At 64.9% G+C, this 19,922-nt stretch carries 19 protein-coding genes; 14 read left to right on the top strand and 5 right to left on the bottom strand.

What is annotated here, in order from left to right; translation table 11 throughout:
• Positions 1 to 30 precede the first annotated feature (30 nt).
• From MIN45_RS01265 to MIN45_RS01250, 4 genes are read left to right on the top strand one after another with little or no spacing between them, the layout of a single operon-like run.
• The gene (locus MIN45_RS01265) at positions 31 to 354 is read left to right on the top strand and encodes an ArsR/SmtB family transcription factor (protein WP_286292853.1); all 324 of its coding nucleotides are present in this window, start codon (positions 31 to 33) and stop codon (positions 352 to 354) included.
• Between the two features lie 25 nt (positions 355 to 379).
• Positions 380 to 832, top strand: coding sequence for a rhodanese-like domain-containing protein (locus MIN45_RS01260; RefSeq protein ID WP_286292852.1), 453 nt, complete (start codon positions 380 to 382; stop codon positions 830 to 832).
• A gap of 9 nt (positions 833 to 841) precedes the next feature.
• Positions 842 to 1,297: a protein-export chaperone SecB gene (secB, locus tag MIN45_RS01255; RefSeq protein WP_286292851.1), complete on the top strand. Its 456-nt coding sequence runs from the start codon at positions 842 to 844 to the stop codon at positions 1,295 to 1,297.
• 8 nt (positions 1,298 to 1,305) lie between these two features.
• Entirely contained in the window at positions 1,306 to 2,310 is a 1,005-nt protein-coding gene (locus tag MIN45_RS01250; protein WP_286292850.1) for an NAD(P)H-dependent glycerol-3-phosphate dehydrogenase, read from the top strand.
• Between the two features lie 88 nt (positions 2,311 to 2,398).
• Here the strand turns inward: MIN45_RS01250 and bioD are convergent, their stop codons facing one another.
• The 5 genes from bioD to tviB are packed head-to-tail and all read right to left on the bottom strand — an operon-like array spanning position 2,399 to position 7,048.
• The gene (gene bioD, locus MIN45_RS01245; RefSeq protein ID WP_286292849.1) at positions 2,399 to 3,034 is read right to left on the bottom strand and encodes a dethiobiotin synthase; all 636 of its coding nucleotides are present in this window, start codon (positions 3,032 to 3,034) and stop codon (positions 2,399 to 2,401) included.
• Positions 3,027 to 4,271 carry a molybdopterin molybdotransferase MoeA gene (gene moeA / locus MIN45_RS01240; RefSeq protein ID WP_286292848.1) on the bottom strand — a complete coding sequence of 415 codons (1,245 nt, stop codon included), beginning with the start codon at positions 4,269 to 4,271 and terminating at the stop codon, positions 3,027 to 3,029. The genes bioD and moeA overlap by 8 nt, the downstream gene beginning before the upstream one ends.
• On the bottom strand, positions 4,255 to 4,767 hold the full coding sequence (mobB, locus tag MIN45_RS01235) for a molybdopterin-guanine dinucleotide biosynthesis protein B (RefSeq protein ID WP_286292847.1): 513 nt from the start codon (positions 4,765 to 4,767) through the stop codon (positions 4,255 to 4,257). Before mobB ends, moeA begins: the two co-directional genes overlap by 17 nt.
• Positions 4,764 to 5,774 carry an NAD-dependent epimerase gene (locus MIN45_RS01230; RefSeq protein ID WP_286292846.1) on the bottom strand — a complete coding sequence of 337 codons (1,011 nt, stop codon included), beginning with the start codon at positions 5,772 to 5,774 and terminating at the stop codon, positions 4,764 to 4,766. The genes mobB and MIN45_RS01230 overlap by 4 nt, the downstream gene beginning before the upstream one ends.
• Positions 5,771 to 7,048, bottom strand: coding sequence for a Vi polysaccharide biosynthesis UDP-N-acetylglucosamine C-6 dehydrogenase TviB (tviB, locus tag MIN45_RS01225; RefSeq protein ID WP_286292845.1), 1,278 nt, complete (start codon positions 7,046 to 7,048; stop codon positions 5,771 to 5,773). The genes MIN45_RS01230 and tviB overlap by 4 nt, the downstream gene beginning before the upstream one ends.
• Before the next feature lie 83 nt (positions 7,049 to 7,131).
• On the opposite strand from tviB, the gene MIN45_RS01220 reads away from it, so the two are divergent.
• From MIN45_RS01220 to rnhB, 10 genes are all read left to right on the top strand, one after another.
• Positions 7,132 to 7,590 carry a Crp/Fnr family transcriptional regulator gene (locus MIN45_RS01220; RefSeq protein WP_286292843.1) on the top strand — a complete coding sequence of 153 codons (459 nt, stop codon included), beginning with the start codon at positions 7,132 to 7,134 and terminating at the stop codon, positions 7,588 to 7,590.
• A 94-nt stretch (positions 7,591 to 7,684) separates the two neighbouring features.
• The gene (locus MIN45_RS01215; RefSeq protein WP_286292842.1) at positions 7,685 to 9,076 is read left to right on the top strand and encodes a TIGR03013 family XrtA/PEP-CTERM system glycosyltransferase; all 1,392 of its coding nucleotides are present in this window, start codon (positions 7,685 to 7,687) and stop codon (positions 9,074 to 9,076) included.
• A gap of 1 nt (position 9,077) precedes the next feature.
• Positions 9,078 to 11,159 carry an XrtA/PEP-CTERM system histidine kinase PrsK gene (gene prsK, locus MIN45_RS01210; protein ID WP_286292841.1) on the top strand — a complete coding sequence of 694 codons (2,082 nt, stop codon included), beginning with the start codon at positions 9,078 to 9,080 and terminating at the stop codon, positions 11,157 to 11,159.
• Positions 11,156 to 12,511 carry a PEP-CTERM-box response regulator transcription factor gene (gene prsR / locus MIN45_RS01205; RefSeq protein ID WP_286292840.1) on the top strand — a complete coding sequence of 452 codons (1,356 nt, stop codon included), beginning with the start codon at positions 11,156 to 11,158 and terminating at the stop codon, positions 12,509 to 12,511. The genes prsK and prsR overlap by 4 nt, the downstream gene beginning before the upstream one ends.
• Positions 12,511 to 15,261, top strand: a complete 2,751-nt coding sequence (prsT, locus tag MIN45_RS01200) for an XrtA/PEP-CTERM system TPR-repeat protein PrsT (RefSeq protein WP_286292839.1) — start codon at positions 12,511 to 12,513, stop codon at positions 15,259 to 15,261. The genes prsR and prsT overlap by 1 nt, the downstream gene beginning before the upstream one ends.
• Before the next feature lie 58 nt (positions 15,262 to 15,319).
• Entirely contained in the window at positions 15,320 to 16,033 is a 714-nt protein-coding gene (phoU, locus tag MIN45_RS01195) for a phosphate signaling complex protein PhoU (RefSeq protein ID WP_286292837.1), read from the top strand.
• Between the two features lie 25 nt (positions 16,034 to 16,058).
• Positions 16,059 to 18,338 carry an outer membrane protein assembly factor BamA gene (gene bamA, locus MIN45_RS01190; RefSeq protein ID WP_286292836.1) on the top strand — a complete coding sequence of 760 codons (2,280 nt, stop codon included), beginning with the start codon at positions 16,059 to 16,061 and terminating at the stop codon, positions 18,336 to 18,338.
• 37 nt (positions 18,339 to 18,375) lie between these two features.
• Positions 18,376 to 18,882 carry an OmpH/Skp family outer membrane protein gene (locus tag MIN45_RS01185; RefSeq protein WP_286292835.1) on the top strand — a complete coding sequence of 169 codons (507 nt, stop codon included), beginning with the start codon at positions 18,376 to 18,378 and terminating at the stop codon, positions 18,880 to 18,882.
• Between the two features lie 23 nt (positions 18,883 to 18,905).
• Positions 18,906 to 19,349 carry a 3-hydroxyacyl-ACP dehydratase FabZ gene (gene fabZ, locus MIN45_RS01180; RefSeq protein WP_286292834.1) on the top strand — a complete coding sequence of 148 codons (444 nt, stop codon included), beginning with the start codon at positions 18,906 to 18,908 and terminating at the stop codon, positions 19,347 to 19,349.
• 5 nt (positions 19,350 to 19,354) lie between these two features.
• On the top strand, positions 19,355 to 19,921 hold the full coding sequence (gene rnhB, locus MIN45_RS01175; protein WP_286292833.1) for a ribonuclease HII: 567 nt from the start codon (positions 19,355 to 19,357) through the stop codon (positions 19,919 to 19,921).
• The last annotated feature ends 1 nt before the right edge of the window (position 19,922 follow it).

Below are 19,922 nucleotides of genomic sequence, written 5' to 3'. Positions count from 1 at the left end.
CCAGCGGGGGGGAAGCGCGCGAGGGCTTTAATGAGTGAAACGCTGATCGCCGGGGAGGAGGACATCGCCAAGGCGGCCAAATGCCTGAAGGCGATGTCGCATCCCTTGCGGCTGAAAATCTTATGCATCCTAGGGCGCGGGCCGGCCAGCGTGCAGGAGATCGTCGCGCAGGTGGGGACGACTCAGAGCAACGTTTCCCAGCACCTTGCCGTCTTACGGGACAAAGGGCTTTTGACCTTCGACAAGCGGGCCAATCGCGTCTTCTATCGCATCGACGATCAGCGCACCCTGAAGCTGATCGAGATGATCCGGGACGTCTTTTGCCAGCACGACGGGTCCACCAATATCGATTGACTGACACAGAGAAACGGACAACGACATGGACGGAATAACCTTGGAACGGCTGTTTGAATTCGTCGGGAATCATCTGTACCTGGTTATCGCTTTCGTGGTGGTGATGGTGCTGCTGATCCGGGATCTGGTCGAGAGTCTGCTGCGCAAGTATCAGGTGATCACCCCGCTACAGGCGGTGCTGCTGATCAACGATGAAGACGCCGTGGTTCTCGACGTGCGCGAGCCTCACGAGTGGGTCAAGGGGCACGTGGCCGATGCGGTGCTGATCCCCGTGGGGGATCTGGACAAGAAACTGGGAGAACTGGACCCATACCGGGAGCGGCCGGTCATCGTCACCTGCCAGTCCGGAAACCGGGCGATCACGGCCTGCAGGAAGCTGGTCGCCGCCGGTTTTCCCAAAGTCTATCTGATGAAAGGGGGTATGACGGCCTGGGAAGAGGGCGGTCTGCCGGTGGTCAAATCGAAACAAGGCGAATAAGGATTTTACATGGCGGAAGAAAAACAGTTTGCGATCCAGAAAATCTACGTCAAGGACGTTTCCTTCGAGACCCCCAACTCCCCGGATATCTTCCGGGCGAAATGGGAGCCTGAGGTGGAGTTCAACCTCTCCAGCAGCGCTGCGCCGCTGGCGGAGGAAAATTTGTTCGAGGTGGTGCTGACGGTGACAGTCACCGTCAAGCTGGGCGACAAGACCGCCTATCTGGTGGAAGTGGCCCAGGCGGGCATCTTCGCCATCCAGGGATTCGCCCAGGAGGAAATGGGGCCGCTGCTTGGCATCTACTGTCCCAACGTGCTGTTTCCCTACGCCCGTGAGGTGGTGTCCGACCTGTCCTTGAAGGGCGGTTTCATGCCCATGGTGCTGCCGCCGGTCAACTTCGAGGCCATCTACGCCCAGAAGATGCAGCAAGAGGCCCAGCAGCAGGCGGCTTCCAAGCCCAACTGAGCGCTCTGATGGCGATCTCCTCGGTCTGTGTGCTCGGGGCCGGTTCCTGGGGAACCGCACTGGCCCATCTGATCGCCTGCAACGGCTTTTCCGTCAGTCTGTGGGACCGCAGCGCCGAGCGCATCGAAGCGATCGCCGAAACCCGCCGCAACGACCGCTATCTGCCCGGCCTGCCGCTTTCCGACGCCATCGTTTGTGAGGCGGATCTGGCGCGTGCCGCAGCGGGGCGCGAGCTGATGCTGCTGGCGGTGCCGAGCCACGCTTTCGCCGCCTGTTTGGCCAAGCTGCGCTCCTGCCTGCAGCCGCCTTACCGGCTGGTCTGGGGAACCAAGGGCCTGGACCCGCACAGCGGCCGTTTTCTGCACCAGGTGGCCCGTGACTGTTTCGGCCCCGAGGCTTCCCTGGCCGCCCTGTCGGGGCCCACCTTTGCGATCGAGGTCATGAAGGGGCTGCCGACGGCAATCACCGCCGCCTCCCCGGACATGGCCTTCGCCGAGGCGGTGGCGGCGCTGCTGCGCAATCCTTTCTTCCGGGTTTATACCAACGACGATCTGCTGGGCGTCCAGCTCGGCGGGGCGGTCAAGAACGTCCTGGCGATCGCTGCCGGGGTGTCCGACGGTATGGGGTTCGGCGCCAATGCCCGGGCGGCCCTGGTCACCCGGGGGCTGGCGGAGATGATGCGTCTGGGCGACGTCCTGGGGGCCAAGCCCAAGACCCTGATGGGGCTTGCCGGCGTCGGGGATCTGATTCTGACCTGCACCGACGACCAGTCGCGCAACCGCCGTCTCGGTCTGGGGCTGGGGCAGGGGCACGATATCGAAACCGTGAAGGCGGAAATCGGCCAGGAGATCGAAGGCATCGGCACCGCCCGGCTAATCCGGGACCTGGCCCGCCACCATGGGGTGGAGATGCCGATCGTGGAACAGGTCCATGCCTTGCTCTATGAGGGCGTGGCGCCCCAGACCGCGGTGCGCAATCTGCTGTTGCGCGAACCCAAGCCCGAGGCGCTGTGAATCCATCCCTGGACGCTCGAAACCCGCCCATCCAGGCCGGGTACGCCCCGAAAACCCATGACCCGCCCCCTTTTTCCCCTGATCGGCTTTAGCGGCTGACGACGAGATCCGCCAGCGCCGGGATCTGGCCGACGACCGGCACACAGGTCCACTGCCGCAGTTCGGCAGCGTTGTTCAGCTGCGGAGGCGGGGGCTCGATGGCGTTGAGGAAGACGGCGGCTGCCGTCAGGCCGTGGCGTTCGATGGCTTCCAGCGTCAGCAACACCTGATTGATGGCTCCCAGGCGGTCGGGGGCGACCACCAGCACCGCCAGCCCCAGGGCGGCGGCCAGATCGGCGTTGAGGCCGTCGGCGGCGATGGGGGAACAGAAGCCGCCGGCACCTTCCACCAGGCGCCAGCGCCCCTTGTGCGGGCGGCAGGCGGCTATTAGTTCCTGCAGACACAAAGTCTTTCCCGCCAAAGCCGCCGCCCGTGGCGGCGAGGCGGCGGCGGCATAGCGGTAAGGGCAGATGGCCGCCAGCGGTTCGTCGCTGCCTGCGGCGCGCTGCAGGGCCAGGGCGTCGGCGGGAACCAGGCCGGCATCCCCCTGGCGGCAGCCGCTTTCCACCGGTTTGCGGACCTGCACCGCCACGCCGCGCCCCACCACGTGGCGCAACAGGCGGCAGGCCACCCAGGTCTTGCCGACGCCGGTGTCCGTGCCGGTGACGAAAAGCCCGTCAGTCATCGACCAGATCGGTGGTGAACGGTTCCACGGTGACGGTCTCCCCGGCGTTCACCCCGCGGCTGTCGGCCGGCAGGACGATGTAGCAGTTGGCACGGCTGAGGGCGGCGAGTTGGTGCGAGCCCTGGCGGCTCAGGGCGGTGACCGCCAGCTTTCCGTCGTCACCGTAGTGCAGCCGTCCCCGCTGGAACTCCAGGCGGCCGGGATCTTTCTTCAGAGGGTGGGTGCAGGGAACCTGCAGGCGCAGGGTACGGTACGGCCGGCCGCCGGCCAGGCGCCACAGGGCCGGGCGGACGAGCTGGCGGAAGGTCACGTGTACCGACACCGGATTGCCCGGCAGGCCGAAATACCAGGTCCTGCCCACTCGTCCGAAGATCAAAGGCTTGCCGGGTTTGAGGGCCAGGCGCCAGAGGTGGATTTCCCCCCCGGCCTGGATCAGGGCCTGCCGTAGCAGGTCCGCCTCGCCTACGGAAGCACCGCCCGTGCTGATGAGGACGTCGGTGTGTTCTGCGGCCAGGCGCAGGCAGGCGCCCAGGCGTTCGAGATCGTCCGGCTGGGCGCCGAGATCGCAGGCGACGACGGGCAGTTCCCGCAGCAGTCCCTCGAGGGTGTAACGGTTGCTGTCGTAGATCTGCCCCGGCTGCAGGGTTTCGGTCAGCGGGCGCAGTTCGTCGCCGCTGGAAAAGAAGCCGACCCGGGGCCGCAGGCACACCGGTACCTGGCTCACCCCGGCGGCGGCCAGCAGCCCCAGGTCGGCGGCCTGCAGCCGCTTGCCTTTGGAGAGCAGCACCGCGCCGCGTTCGAGGTCCTCGCCGGCGTGGCGTACGTTCTCCCCCGGGCGCACCGGGGCGCTGAGGATGACGGTATCCCCTTCCCGCGCGACCTGCTCCTGCATGACCACGGCGTCGGCCCCTTCCGGCAGGGGGGCGCCGGTGAAGATGCGCACGCAGGTGCCCGCCTCGACCCGGCCCGGAAACGCTTTGCCCGCCCAGGCGGTGCCGATGACCTTCAGCCGGCCGCGGTCCTGTGCCCTGACGGCGTAACCGTCCATCGCCGCATTGGTGAAGGCGGGCAGCGGCATCGGGGCCTGCAGGTCACAGGCCAGGATGCGGCCGCCGGCATCGTGCACGGGGACCCATTCGTCGCCCGGCAAGGGCGCGATGCCGCTCAATATCTGCTCCAAAGCCTGCGCCAGAGGCACCAGCCCGGGGGAGCGGCAGGGATCAGCGGAGGAAGTCATGGCGGATGAAGGCGGCGATCTGCGGTGGCCGGTTGAGATCGAGTTGCGGCAGCGGACAGGGACAGGGCAGGGGTGCATCGCTGGCGACCGCGATGACATGGGGATCTTCGGGAAACAGCAGCGGTTTTCCTAAGATCGGGCGGTGCAGCTCGATCTTGGGGATGGGGGCGCGCTTGAAGCCTTCCACCAGGATCAGGTCGAGGCCGGCGGCATCCAGATAGGCCAGCTGGGAGAACAGATCCACCTCGCCCTCGTCGGGATAGTCGTACACGATCGCCCGCCGCCGCCGGGAGACCACCATCACCGGCGTGGCCCCGGCCCGGCGCAGCTCGTAGCTGTCCTTGCCGGGGTGGTCGATGTCGAAGGCGTGGTGGGCGTGCTTGATCAGCCCGACCTTAAGTCCCTCGGCCTTCAGCAAGGGGATCAGGCGGGTCAGCAGGGTGGTCTTGCCGGTGCCGCTGAAGGCGGCCAGTCCCAGCAGGGGAACCTCACTCATCGGTTGCCGTAGTACTCCAGATACCAGGCCACGAACCGGGGAATGCCTTCCTCGATGGTCACCGAAGGGGCGTAGCCCACGTCCCGCATCAGATCGCTGACGTCGGCGTAGGTAGCGGGTACGTCACCCTTCTGTATCGGCAGGAAGTTCTTCTGCGCCTTTTTGCCCAAGGCGTCTTCGAGGACCTCGATGAAGCGCATCAGTTCCACCGGATTGTGGCAGCCGATGTTGTAGATCCGGTAAGGGGCGCGGCTGGTGCCCGGATCGGGGCGGTCGCCGGACCAGTCCGGATCGGGTTCGGCCACATGATCGAGGGTGCGGACCACGCCCTCGACGATGTCGTCGATGTAGGTGAAATCCCGCCGGTGGTGGCCGTGGTTGTAGACGTCGATGGGGCGGCCTTCGAGGATGTTGCGGGTGAACTTGAACAGGGCCATGTCCGGCCGCCCCCAGGGGCCGTAGACGGTGAAGAATCGCAGGCCGGTGGTCGGCAGGCCGTACAGATGGCTGTAGGTGTGGGCCATCAGCTCGTTGGCCTTCTTGGTGGCGGCGTAGAGGCTCACCGGATGGTCCACGTTGTGGTGGACCGAGAACGGCATTTCGGTGTTGGCGCCGTAGACCGAGCTGGACGAGGCGTAGACCAGGTGTTCGACCTCGCCGTGGCGGCAGGACTCGAGGATGTTGCAGAATCCCACCAGATTGGCGTCGATGTAGGCGTGGGGATTCTCCAGGGAATAGCGCACACCCGCCTGGGCCGCCAGATGCACCACCCGCTGTGGCCGGTGTTTCCGGAAGGCGGCCGCGACGGCCTGGCGGTCCTCCAGATCGGCGCGGACCTCGGTAAAGCCCGCCCGGGCCTTGAGGCGGGCGAGGCGGTCCTCCTTGAGGCGGACGTCGTAATAGTCGTTGACGTTGTCGAAGCCGACCACTTCGTCGCCGCGGTCGAGCAGGCGGTGGGCAACGAAGGAGCCGATGAAGCCGGCGGTGCCGGTGACCAGTATCTTCATAGCCGCCCGTCCACCTGATCCTTGGGAAGGATGCCCTTGACGTCGAACAGCACCGCGTTCGGCTTGCCGAAGGCGCGGATGGCCGCGGCGCCCATTTCCCGGAACTGGTCGTGGCCGGTGGCGAGGATGATGGCGTCGTAACGGCCGGGTTCGGGGCGTTCGATCAGCTCGATACCCAGTTCCGCCCGGGCCTCGTCGGCGTGGGCCCAGGGATCGTGGACCGCCACCCGTGCGTTGTAGGTTTCCAGCTCCCGCACCATGTCGATGACCCGGGTGTTGCGGATGTCGGGGCAGTTCTCCTTGAAGGTGACCCCGAGGATCAGCACGTCCGCCTGGCAGACGTGGATGCGGCGCTGGTTCATGAGCTTGACCACCCGCGCGACCACGTATTCGCCCATCGAGTCGTTGATGCGGCGGCCGGCGAGGATGATTTCCGGGTGGTGGCCGATCTCCTGAGCCTTGTGGGTCAGGTAGTAGGGGTCGACGCCGATGCAGTGGCCGCCCACCAGTCCCGGCCGGAAAGGCAGAAAATTCCACTTGCTGCCGGCGGCCTCCAGCACTTCCAGGGTGTCCAGTCCCAGTTTGTTGAACAGCACCGCCAGCTCGTTGATGAGGGCGATGTTGACGTCGCGCTGGGTGTTCTCGATCACCTTGGCCGCTTCCGCCACCTTGATGCTGCTGGCCTTGTGGGTGCCGGCGGTGATCACGCTGCGGTAGAGCCGGTCGATGAATTCCGCCGCTTCCGGGGTCGAGCCAGCGGTCACCTTGACGATGTTGGTGACCCGGTGTTCCTTGTCGCCGGGATTGATGCGCTCGGGGCTGTAGCCGGCGAAGAAGTCCTGGTTGAATCTGAGTCCGGATTCCCGTTCCAGCACCGGGACGCAGACCTCCTCGGTGGCGCCGGGATAGACGGTGGATTCGTAGATGACCACGTCCCCCGGCGCCAGGACCCGGCCGACGGTTTCGCTGGCCGAGACCAGCGGGGTCAGGTCGGGGCGCTTGTGGCGGTCGATGGGGGTGGGGACGGTGACCACGTAGACGTTGCAGGAGGCCAGGTCGTCCGGGTCGGAGGTGTAGCGCAGCCGCTCGGCGCGCTGCAGTTCTTCCGACTCCACTTCCAGGGAGCGGTCGATGCCCCGGCGCAGTTCCTCGATGCGATCACGGTTGATGTCGAAGCCGGTGGTCGGATAACGGCGGCCGAACTCCACCGCCAACGGCAGGCCGACGTATCCCAGGCCGACGACGCCGATGTGGACCCTGTCCAGTGAAAGCATGTTTCCTCCTCTATCGTGTGAGCTGGGTGGTTTGCGGCTATGATTTAAGGGTAGTCGGAAATTCGTTGTATCGGGACATGGCCATGCTGGAAAGCTTGATCCGCCAGGGGGAGCTGCAGGAGGGACGCCACTGGCGCCGGCGCGTCTTCCGAATCAATGACGTCATTGTAAGGGAAGGGGAGCGTTGCGGGAAAGTCTTCGTGGTGGTGGCGGGACAGCTGCAGGTGACCGGCTCCCTGAGCCTGGGAGACCGGGTCGTGCGCATCGGTTTTCAGGTTCTGAATGTGGGGGACGTGGTGGGGGAGCTGGCCTTGATCGACGGTCAGGCCCATGGAGCCGACGTCGTCGCCTTGAGCGACGGTGAGGTGGCGGAAATCGATGCGGCGGTGCTGCTGACCTATCTGGAAAGCCACCCGGAAGCAGGTGCGCGCTTTTATCGCCATCTGGCCGAGGTGCTGGCTGCCCGCCTGCGGCGCACCGACAGTAAGATGCTGTCATTGTTCAGCTGGGGGCTGCGGTCCCGAGGTTACGATGAGGTCTGAGCCTCTTCGCCGTTACGCTTAAGTTTTTTGTTAGCATAAAAGTCCTTTACCTGCCGCTGCACCACGCGACCTTTCTGGACAAGAACCAATCATCATGCCGACCATACGCATCTTTCGTCATTACGTTTCCACCGCCTATCTCGGCCTGATGGTGGTGGAATTCCTGTTGTACCTGGGGGCCATCTACATCGGAGGCAGCCTGCGTTTCCTCCGTAGCAGCGATTGGCGCCCGGAGGACGACTGGCTGCTGGTGGCCTTCCTCTTCGCCGCCACGATGTTGGTCTGCAACGTGGGGGCCGGGTTGTACCAGCGCGCCGCCCAGTGGAACGCCGCCAATCTGGTGCTACGGCTGGGGGTCAGTATCTTCCTGGCGGCGGTGGCGATGAGCCTGGTGTTTTACGCTTTCCCCGAGTTGTTCGTCGGCCGTGGCGTGTTCGGTTTCGCCTTGCTGGTTTCCTTCACCACCACGTTGCTGCTGCGCTATTTGTTTTACCGTCTGGTCGACAACCGGCGCCTGCGCCGCCGCATCCTGGTCCTGGGTGCCGGGGACAAAGCTAGGAAGATTCTGGACTTCCGGCGCCGCCTGCCATACGGCAATCTGACCTTCGCCGGCTTCGTGCGCATGGGGCAGGAGGATTGCCGGGTGCCTGCGGAATGTCTGGTGAGCCTAGACGTGCCGCTGCGGGAATTTGCCGCCCGGGAGGACATCGACGAGATCGTCGTAGCGCCGGACGACCGCCGCCGGGGCTTTCCCGTGGACGAGATCCTCGACTGCAAGATGAGCGGCTTCGACGTCGTCGATCTGCTGACCTTCTTCGAGCGCGAGGCCGGCATCGTCAAGATCGACTGCCTGCATCCCAGCTGGTTGGTGTTCTCCGACGGTTTCCGGATGAAAAGCGGCATGCTCGTCAAGCGCCTGTTCGACATCGGCGCCAGCCTGGCGTTGCTGGCGGTCGCCTGGCCGGTGATGCTGGCGACCGCGGCGGCGATCAAGATCGAGAGCCGCGGCAGGCATCCGGTCTTCTATCGTCAGACCCGCGTGGGCGAGGACTGGCGCCTGTTCCAGGTGCTCAAGTTCCGCAGCATGCGCCCGGATGCGGAGAAGGACGGTGTCAGAATGGCCAAGGCCAACGACGACCGGGTGACCCGGGTGGGGCGCTTCATCCGCAAGACCCGGATCGACGAGTTGCCACAGCTGTGGAACGTCTTCCGGGGCGACATGAGCTTCGTGGGGCCACGCCCGGAACGGCCCGAGTTCGTCGAGCGCTTCGCCGAGACCATCCCCTATTACTCCGAACGCCACCGGGTCAGGCCCGGCATCACCGGCTGGGCCCAGGTCTGCTACCCTTACGCGGAGAACGAGGCGGACACCCTGGAAAAGCTCCAGTACGATCTGTATTACGTCAAGAACTACAGTCTGTTCCTCGATTTTCTGATCCTGCTGCGAACCGTGGAGGTGGTGCTGTGGGGCAAGGGGGCGCGCTGAGGTGAACGGCTGGGTCGGTGCGATCAGCTATGGCATCGGGGCCGCCGCCTATCTGGTGTTGGGGTTGACGCTGGCGGCCGGGTGGCGCGGCCGGCGGCGCGGCGGTCTGTTGCTGCTGGCCATCGCCGGCACGGCCCTGTGGGCGGCGGTGAACGCCTGGCAGCTGGCCTATCACAGCGTACCCCTTGTCTGGCTATGGTCGCTGGAAACCGCACACCTGCTGCTGTGGCTGGCGTTTCTGTGGCAGATTCTCCCCGACGGCGGCCGGCTGCGCCGCTGGCGTTTCGCCAGTTACGCCCTGGGGGGGGCGCTGCTGGCCTATCACTGGAGCGCCCCCTGGGTCGACGGTTTCCTGGGGGCCTGGCAGGTGACGGAATGGCCGTTGATGGGCCAGCTGCTGCTGGCGTTGACCGGGCTGGTGCTGCTGGAACAGTTGTACCGCAACCTCCATCCGGAGCGGCGCTGGGCGGTCAAGTTCCTGTGCTTGGCGCTGGGGACCCTGTTCGCCTACGAATTCTATCTGTATGCCGATGCCCTCCTGTTCAAGCGCATCAATGCCGAACTGTGGCAGGCGCGCGGATTGATTAGTGCCCTACTGGTGCCGCTGCTGGCGGTGTCGGCGGTGCGCAATCCGGACTGGTCGATCGACGCCTTCGTTTCTCGCGACGTGGTCTTTCATTCCACCGCCCTGTTCGGGGCCGGCCTGTATCTACTGACGATGGCGGCCGCCGGCTACTACGTGCGCCTCTACGGCGGGGAATGGGGGCGGGTGCTGCAGGCGGTGTTCCTGGTCGCGGCCCTGGTGCTGCTGGCGGTGCTGCTGTTCTCCGGCCAGCTGCGGGCACGGCTGCGGATCTTCCTAAACAAGCATTTCTTCAATTACCGTTACGATTATCGCAAGGAATGGCTACGGATCACCGCCGCCCTATCCCAGGGCGACGACGGCATGCCGCTGGGAGAGCGAGTCATTCGGGCGCTGGCGGAATTGGTGGAAAGCCCGGGAGGAACGCTGTGGGTCCGCAGCGACAGCGGGCATTACCTGCAACGGGCCGACCGGGGCGGTTCCGGGGTGGAGATCCCGTGGATCGAGGCGGATGATCCTGTCATCGCCTTCATGAAACGGCGGGAATGGGTCGTCGATCTGGACGAGCTGCAGCGGTTTCCCGAACTCTATGAAGGACTGTCCCGGCCGCCGTGGCTGGCGGACTGTCGCGACGCCTGGCTACTGGTGCCGCTGTTCCATGGCCACGAACTGTGGGGGGTGGTGCTGTTGCTGCGTCCGCTGATCCCCCTGGACTGCAACTGGGAAGTGATCGACGTGCTCAAGACCGCCGGCCGCCAGGCCGCCGGCTTCCTGGCCCTGGAGGAAACCGCCGCCCGGTTGCTGGAGGCGCGCCAGTTCGAGGGTTTCAACCGCCTGTCGGCGTTCGTGGTGCACGATCTGAAGAATTTGATCGCCCAGCTGTCCCTGGTGGTGCGCAATGCCGAGCGCCATGCCGGCAATCCGGAATTCGTTCGCGATGCGATGACGACGGTCGAACACGCCGTCGGCAAGATGAGCCGACTGCTGGAGCAGCTCAAGAGCATGGGGAAGGCCGAGCGGGCCAAACGGATCGCCCTGCGCCCTCTGCTCGAGGAGGTGGTTTCGGCCCGGGCCGGGCAGTTGCCCCGGCCTCGGTTCGTCTGCGAAGCCCGTGGAGATCTGTGGGTCGAGGGCGATGCGGACCGCCTGGCGTCGGCGTTCGAACACGTGATCCAGAACGCCCAGGAGGCGGCCGGAAAGCACGGTTGGGTGCGAGTGCGACTGGCAAGGCAGGAACGGCAGGCTATCATTGAAGTGGAAGACAACGGTCCGGGTATGGACGCGGCCTTCATCCGCCAGCGCCTGTTCAAACCTTTCGAAACCACCAAAGGGCTGACGGGAATGGGTATCGGCGCCTACGAAAGCCGGGAGTACACCCGCCAGCTGGGAGGGGACCTGGTGGTCCGCAGCACGCCCGGGGAGGGAACCTGTTTCCGTTTCGTTCTGCCCCTGGCCGTGTCAGCGAACAGGATCGATTCCGACAAGAAGGTGCCTACGTGAGCGATTTCACTTTGTTGATCGTCGAGGACGATCCCGGCCTGCAGAGCCAGCTCAAATGGAATTTCGCCGACCGCTACAAGGTGGTCACCGCCAGTGACCGGGAATCCGCCCTGGCGGTGGTGAAGAAGCGTCCGCCGGCGGTGGTGACGCTGGATCTCGGTCTGCCGCCCGATCCCGGGGGCGTCAGCGAGGGGTTCGCCACCCTGGAGGCCATTCTCCGCCACAGCCCCAACACCAAGGTCATCGTCATCACCGGCAACGATCAGGTGGACAACGCCGTTCGCGCCATCGGCATGGGGGCCTACGACTTCTACCAGAAGCCGGTGGAACCGGACATGCTGGCCTTCGTGGTCGAACGGGCGATGCGCCTCTACGAGCTGGAGGAGGAGAACCGCAAGCTTGCCCGGTCCCAGGTGAATCACCCGCTGGACGGCGTGATCGCCGCCAGTCCCAGGATGGTGGAGATCTGCCGGCTGCTGGAGCGGCTGGCGGCCACCGATCTGAGCGTGTTACTGCTGGGTGAGAGCGGCACCGGCAAGGAGGTTATGGCGCGGGCGTTGCACAATCTCAGCAGGCGTCGGGAAGGGCCGTTCATCGCCATCAACACCGCTGCGATTCCGGAGACCCTGCTCGAGGCCGAGCTGTTCGGCTACGAAAAGGGCGCGTTCACCGATGCCGCCAAGCAGACCATCGGCAAGATCGAGATGGCCGGCGGTGGTACCCTGTTCCTGGACGAGATCGGCGACATGCCCCCCAGCCTCCAGCCCAAGCTGCTGCGTTTCCTGCAGGAGCGCACCATCGAGCGCATCGGCGGGCGCAAGCCGATCCCGGTGGACGTGCGCATCGTCTGCGCCACCAACCAGGATCTGGAGGCGCTGATCGCCCAGGGAAAGTTTCGCCAGGATCTCTATTTCCGCATCAACGAATCCGTCATCGAGCTCCCACCGCTGCGGGAGCGGCGGGAGGACATCGCCGTGCTCGCCCGCGCCTTCCTTCATCGTTACAATCATGAGATGAAACGCGATCTGCTCGACTTCGACGAATCCGCCCTGGCCGCCCTCGAAGCCTACGATTGGCCCGGCAACGTGCGTGAGCTCCAGGGGCGGGTCAAGACCGCCGTGGCTCTGGCGCAGGGGCCGAAGATCCGGGCGGAGGACCTCAAGCTGAGCCCGCCGGAAACGACCCGCCGGCTGCTGACTCTGAAAGAGGCGCGCGAAGAAGCCGAGCGCCAGGCTCTGGCGGCGGCCCTGAGCGCCGCCGACGGCAAGGTCGCCAAAGCGGCGGAGATTCTCGATGTGACTCGCCCGACCCTGTATGCTTTGCTGGACAGACACAACTTGAAGGTTTCGTGATGCGCCGTTTACTTGTCGCCGCCGGTCTTTTCACTGCGATCGCCTGGGCTGAGGAAAACTACCTGCGGGAAGCCCAAGCCTATCTGGAACAGGGCAAACTGCGGGCGGCGGTGATTCAGCTCAAGAATCACCTGCGGGAAAATCCCCTGGACGCCGAGGCCCGGCTGCTGCTGGGGCAGACCTACCTGCGCCAGGGAGACGCCGCCGGGGCGGTGAAGGAGCTGGAGAAGGCCCGTGACGGCGGTCTGGCGCCGGAACGCTGGCTGGTGCCGCTCGGCAGGGCCTATCTGTTGCAGAACCGGCCCCGTAAGGTGCTGGACGGGATCCAGCCGGACCAGGCCCGAGAGCCGGCGCTCAAGGCCAAACTCCACGCCCTGCGGGGTGAGGCCCATTTGCAGCGCCGGGAGCTGGAGGCGGCCGGCCGGGAGTTCGCCGCCGCCCTCAAGCTGGCGCCGCAGTTGCCGGAAGGACGTCTGGGGCTGGCCCGGCTGGCCCTGGCGCAGGGCCAGCCGGAACGGGCCCTGAAGGAAGTCGAGCCGTTGCTGCAGGGTGAAAAAACGCCGTCTGCCGCCTACCTGATCGCGATGGAAGCCAAGCGTCAGCTGGGCGATCTGGAAGGCGCCCACGCCGCCGCGACCCAGGCACTGGAGGCTCAGCCCGGAAACGTGCAGGCGTTGCTGGGACGGGCTGCGGTGGCGATCGCCCTGGGGCGCACCCGGGAGGCGGCCGCCGATCTGGAAAAGGCCGCCGGGATCGCCGCGAACGCCCCCCTGCTGCATTATCTCCAGGGATTGCTGGCGTTCCGGGAGGGACGGCTGGACCAGGCCAAGGAGGCTTTGACCCGGGTGATCAGCCAGGCATCTTCCCACCTGCCCAGTAAGCTGTTGCTGGGTCTGATCGCCTACCGCCAGAACGAACTGGCGGCGGCGGAGGAATACCTGGAAGCGGTACGGGCCAGGCAGCCGGACCAGGTGGCGGTGGCCAAAGTGCTGGGGGCGGTGAAGCTGAAACGTGGCCGGCCCGAGGATGCGGTCGCCCTGCTGGAACCCTACCTCGATCGCCATCCGGACGATCCCCAGCTTTTGGCGTTGCTGGGCAGCGCCTACCTGCAGCAGCGCAAGTTCGATCGCGCCACCGAGCTGCTGGGGCGGGCCGCGGAACTGGCGCCGGATATCGCTGTCATCCGCACCCAGCTGGCGCTGGGGCAGATTGGCGGCGGCGATCTGGAAGCGGCGGCGGGTGAGCTGGAACAGGCCGTCTCTCTGGAGCCGGAGCTGGTCCAGGCCGACGTCATGTTGGTTCTGACCCGCCTGCACCAGAAGCGTTACGACGAGGCGCTGGCGGTGGCCAAAAGGATGGCGGCGGCGATGCCCGACAATCCGATGCCGGTCAATCTGATCGCCGGGGTGCTGATGGCCAAGGGGGACAAGGCCGGGGCCGAGCGCCAGTGGCGCGAGGCGCTCGCGCGTTTCCCAGATTATGTCACCGCGCGGTTGAATCTGGCTCGGCTGAAGCTTTCCCAGGGCGAGCTCGACGAAGCCGAATCCTTTTACCGGGCGATCCTCCAGCGTCATCCAAAGCACGTCACGGCTCTGATCGGGCTGGCTCAGGTCGCCGAGGCCCGCAAGGATCTCGAAGCGATGCGGGATTATCTGGAGAAGGCCCACGATAGCGCCCCGCAGCGGCCGGAGCCGGCGGTGATGCTGGCCCGTTATCACCTGTCTCGTAACCAGGGGCTCGAGGCGGTCGGCGTGTTGCGGCCGGTGCTGGAGAAACACCCCGATCATCCGCTGGCGCTGTTGCTGACCGCTCAGGGGCAGCTGGCGGCGGGGCAGCCCGCCAGCGCCGCCGCAACCCTGCGCCGGTTGGTGGCGAAGCGCTCCGACAATGCGATGGCCCTGTACTGGCTTGGGGTCGCCGAACAAAGGAACGATGCGCCCGAGGCGGCCCTGGCCGCCTGGGAACGGGCCCTGCAAGCCAAGCCGGATTTCATCCCGGCGGTAGTGGCCCGGTTGCGGTTGCTGCTCGAACAGAAACGTTACGATGAGGCGCTGGCTGCAGCCAAGGAATTGCAATCCCGCTTCCCAGAGCGGGCCGAAGGCCATTTCTGGGCCGGGCAGGTGGCCTTGGCGCAAAAGGACTACGGAACAGCTCTGAAAGCTCTGGAAGCAGCCCACCAGCGTCAGCCCGGGCCGCTGACGGCGCAGCAACTTTTCTTCCTGAAACGCCAGCTGGGTAAGGCCGATGAGGCGCGCCGCTTCCTGCAGGACTGGCTCGCCAAACATCCGGACGATACCGGTGCCTGGCTGCGCTTGGCACTGGCGGAGCAGGCCGACGGCCGGCTGCAGGCGGCGATCGCAGCCTATGAGAAAGTGCTGGCCGCCAGCCCGAAGAACGTGGTGGCGCGCAACAATCTGACCTGGCTGTATCAACAGAGCGGAGATCCCAAAGCGCTGGAAAGCGCCCGCCGCCTGCAGACGATCGCTCAGGATCGGCCGGAGATCCTGGACACGGTGGGCTGGGTCTATCTACGCCAGGGGCGCGTCGACGAAGCGCTGCCGATCCTGCAAGAGGCGGCGGTGAAGGCGCCACACCTTCCGACCATCCGGCTGCATTGGGCCGAGGCCCTGGCCGCGGCCGGCCGCACGCACGAGGCGAAGCTGGAACTGAAACGTCTGCTCGAGCGCCATCCCGCTTTCCCCGAGCGGAAGCAGGCGGAAGCGCTGCTCAGGCGCCTGAACGTCGATTGAGAATCCCCTTCGAACAGCATACAATGGGCGCCTATTTGTCCGCGGGCAGGGAAAACATATGGCAGGGGAACAGGTGCACCAGCATATCTCCAAGCAGTTCGAGCAGGAATTGGAAAGTCTGCGCCACCGGGTTCTGGTCATGGGGGGTATGGTGGAATCCCAGGTGGCCGACGCGGTCAGGTCTCTGTTGGAGAACGACGTGGCCCTGGCCGAGGAGGTGATCGCCAACGATTACAAGGTCAACGCCATGGAGGTGGAGATCGACGAAAAATGCACCGAGATCCTGGCGCGGCGCCAGCCTGCCGCCCGCGATCTGCGCCTCGTGCTGGCGGTCATCAAGATGATCGCCGATCTTGAACGCATCGGTGACGAGGCTCGCGGCATTGCCCGGCAGGCGCTCGATCTCGGTACCCGCCAGCCGCGCAAGAACCAGCTCGGCGAATTGGAGCAGCTGGCCCGGCAGGTCCGTTCCATGCTGCACGACGCCCTCGACGCTTTCGCCCGCATGGACGTGGATCTGGCGCTGAAGGTGGTGGAGGAAGACAAGGTCGTCGACCAAGAATACGAAACCATCGTCCGCCAACAGATCACCTACATGATGGAGGACGCCCGCAACATCCCCATCGCCCTCGACATCATGTGGTCGGCGCGCTCCCTGGAGCGCATCGGCGATCGCAGTTGCAACATCTGCGAATACCTCATCTACTACGTCAAGGGCAAGGATGTCCGCCACATCAGCCTCGAGCAGCTGGAACAGGAAGTCCAGCGATAACCTCTCATCCTGTCGCGTTTCCGGTATGAAGCGCCTGCGCACATTCGGCTGGCTGGTCTGGTTTTGGGCCGGCAGCCTGCTGGCGTGGGAGCCTTTCGTGGTGGAGGACGTCCGTATCCGGGGCCTGCAGCGGGTCGCGGCCGGCACCGTCTTCAACTACCTGCCGGTCAAGCCGGGCGAGACCCTCGACGAGAAGAAGGCCGCCGCCGCGATCCGGGCCTTGTTCAAGACCGGTTTCTTCAAGGACGTGCGTCTGGCGCGCGAGGGCAACGTGCTGGTGATCGAGGTGGTGGAGCGGCCTTCCATCGCCGCGATCAAGATCGTCGGCAACCAGGACATCAAGACCGAGGATTTGACCAAGGCGCTGGAAAGCGTCGGCCTGGCCGAGGGGCGGATCTTCAACCGCCGCCTGCTGGAAAAGATCGAAAGCGAGCTCCGGCGTCAGTATTTCAGCCACGGCAAGTACGGCGTCAAGATCAAGACCGAGGTGACTCCGATCACCCACAACCGGGTGGCGATCCTGATCAAGATCGCCGAGGGCAAGGTCGCCAAGATCAAGCGCATCAACATCGTCGGCAACCGTGCCTTTGACGACGACACCTTGCTCGACCAATTCGAGCTCGGCACCACCGGCTGGCTGTCCTTCTACACCAAGAACGACCAGTATTCCAAACAGAAGCTGGCCGCCGACCTGGAACGCCTGCGCTCCTTCTACATGGACCGTGGCTATCTCAAGTTCGAGATCGAATCCACCCAGGTGGCCATCACTCCGGACAAGCGCGACATCTATATCACCATCAACGTCAGGGAAGGCGATGTCTACCGCCTCGAATCGGTGCGTCTGACCGGCAAGTTGATCGTCCCGCCCCACGAACTGACCGCACTGCTCAAGCTGGGGCCGGGGGAGGTGTTTTCCCGCAAGGCGGCGACTGAATCCATCGACGCCATCACCAAACGCCTCGGGGACGAGGGCTACCTGTTCGCCAACGTCAACATGGTGCCGGAAATCGACGAGGCCAAAAAGACCGTCAAGCTGACCTTCTTCGTCGACCCCGGTCGTCGGGTCTACGTACGCAGGATCCACATCAAGGGCAATTCCCGCACCCAGGACGAGGTGGTGCGGCGGGAGATGCGCCAGATGGAAGCGGCCCTGGCCCAGTCCACCAAGATCGAACAGTCCAAGCAGCGTATCCAGCGCCTGGGCTACTTCAAGGAGGTCAACGTCGAAACTCCGCAGGTGCCGGGGGCGGAGGATCTGATCGACCTCAATTTCTCAGTGACCGAACAGCCTTCCGGCAACCTCAGCGCCGGCATCGGCTTCTCCCAGGTGCAGGGGCTGATCTTCAACGCCAGCGTGTCCCAGACCAATTTCCTCGGCACCGGCAAGCAGGTCAGCTTCGAATTCAACAACAGTCAGGTGTCGACCATCTATCGGGTCAATCTTTACGACCCCTATTTCACCCTGGATGGCATCGGTGCAGGCTTCCACGTCAGTTACCGCAGTATCGACGCCGACAATGCCAACATCGCCAATTACACCACCAACACCTTGGCGGCGGGTTTGAGCGGCGGCATTCCGATGTCGGAATGGGACCGGCTGAACGCCAACATGGATTTCAGCCGTACGGAACTCAAGACCAGCGGCGACACTTCGGACGAGATCCTCGATTTCATAGAACAGCATGGTGAGACCTATGGCGTCATGACGCTGGGGATGACCTGGGTGCACGATACCCGTGACAAAGCGGTTTTTCCTACCCGTGGCGGTCGTCACTCCTTGTCTCTGCTGGGCTCGCTGCCCTTCGTCGATCTGGAATACTATAAAATCCGTGCCCGGGGGCGGTATTTCTTCCCCTGGACCCGGGATCTGATCTTCTCCCTGCACGGGGATTTCGCCTACGGCGACGGTTACGGCGGCACCGACGAACTGCCTTTCTTCGAACACTTCTTCGCCGGTGGGGTAAAATCGGTGCGCGGCTTCCGCCAGAACACCTTGGGTCCGCGGGATTCCAACAACAATCCCTTCGGCGGCAACGTCAAGCTCGTCGGTGGGGCGGAGCTGTTCTTTCCGGTGCCGTTCCTGAGCGAGGAGTTCAGTTCCGCGTTTCGCATGGGCGTGTTTTTCGATGCCGGTAACGTGTTCAAAGACAGTCTGAAGCCGGGGGACCTGCGTTATTCCGCGGGCATTTCGGCCCAGTGGCTGTCACCCTTCGGCCCTCTGGAGGTGAGCCTGGCCCAGCCTTTGAACGCCAAAAGCCAGGATGACGAGCAGGTGTTCCAGTTCTCTTTCGGAGCCGGATTCTGACGATGTGTGAATGTTTCAATCTTTGAGGAGTAAAACGATGCGACGTATCTGGATCGGCGGCCTGACCGCCCTGTTGCTCAGTGTCAGTTCGTTGGCGCAGGCGGCGGAAATCAAGATCGGCTTCGTCAACGTTGCCCGGGTGCTGCAGCAGGCGCCCCAGGCGGAGGCGGCCAAAAAACGTCTGGAGAAGGAATTCGCCCCGCGCGATAAGCGCTTGGTGGCGATGCAGAAGGAGCTGAAGAAATTGGAGGAAAAGATGTCCCGCGACGCGGCGGTGATGAGCGATGCCGAGCGCCGCAAGCTGGAGCGGGAGATCCTCTCCAAACAGCGGGAGCTCAAGCGCGCCCAGGAGGAATTCCGCGAGGACTTCAATCTGCGCCGCAACGAGGAGCTGGGCAAGCTGCAACGGCAGGTGTTCGAGGCCATCAAATCCCTGGCCAAGGAGGAGGGCTACGATCTCCTGCTGACCGACGGGGTTGTCTACGCCAGCGACCGCGTGGACGTGACCGACAAGGTGCAGCGACGCCTGGCGAAGATGAAATAATCCAATCGAGGGAGACCGGGCCTTTGGACATCCACAAGATCATGAGCTACCTGCCCCACCGCTATCCTTTCCTGCTGGTGGACCGGGTCATCGAATGCGAACCGGGCAAACGCCTGGTGGCGATCAAGAACGTTTCCTACAACGAGCCTTTCTTCCAGGGCCATTTCCCGGGCGAGCCGATCATGCCGGGGGTGCTGATCATGGAGGCGCTGGCGCAGGCTACAGGGCTTCTGGCCTCGGAAAGCGCGCCGGACATCCTGGCCGGCAAGAATTTCATCTATTACCTGGTCGGTTTGGACAAGGCTCGCTTCAAACGGCCGGTGGTGCCCGGGGACCAGCTGCAGCTGCAGGTGGAGTATCTGCGCCACAAGCGCAACATCTGGGCTTTCGCCTGCCGCGCCGAAGTGGACGGTGAATTCGTCGCCAGCGCCGAGATCATGTGCGCGGCGGCCGAAGCCGAACACTGACGCCGATGGACCATCGGGCCGGAGTGGACGAAGTCGGGCGCGGCTGTCTGGCAGGGGCGGTGTTCGCCGCTGCCGTGATTCTCGATCCGGCCCGGCCCGTCGCAGGGTTGACCGATTCCAAGAAGCTGACGGCCAAAAGGCGCGAGGCCCTGGCGGGCGATATCGAAACCCGGGCGCTGGCCTGGTGCGTGGCCCGGGCCGAGCCTTCGGAGATCGACCGCCTCAACATCCTCCAGGCCAGCCTGCTGGCGATGCGGCGGGCGGTGGCCGGACTGGCGCTGCGACCGGCCGCGGTCCAGGTGGACGGCCGCCACGCCCCCGATTTGCCCATGCCGGTGGAAACCGTGATCGGCGGGGACGCCAGCGTCCCGGAAATCGCCGCCGCCTCCATTCTGGCCAAGGTAGCCCGCGACCGCGAGATGCAGTTGCTCGACCGTCTGGTGCCCGGTTACGGTATCGCCGTCCACAAGGGCTATCCCACCGCGGCCCATCGCCAGGCGCTGCGGAACCTCGGGCCGTCCCCCTGGCACCGGCGTTCGTTCCGTCCCGTCAAGGAAACGCTGCGTGACTGAC

The organism is Methylomarinovum tepidoasis (assembly GCF_030294985.1).
GTDB lineage: Bacteria > Pseudomonadota > Gammaproteobacteria > Methylococcales > Methylothermaceae > Methylohalobius > Methylohalobius tepidoasis.
This window is presented reverse-complemented; position numbering and strand designations above follow the sequence as displayed.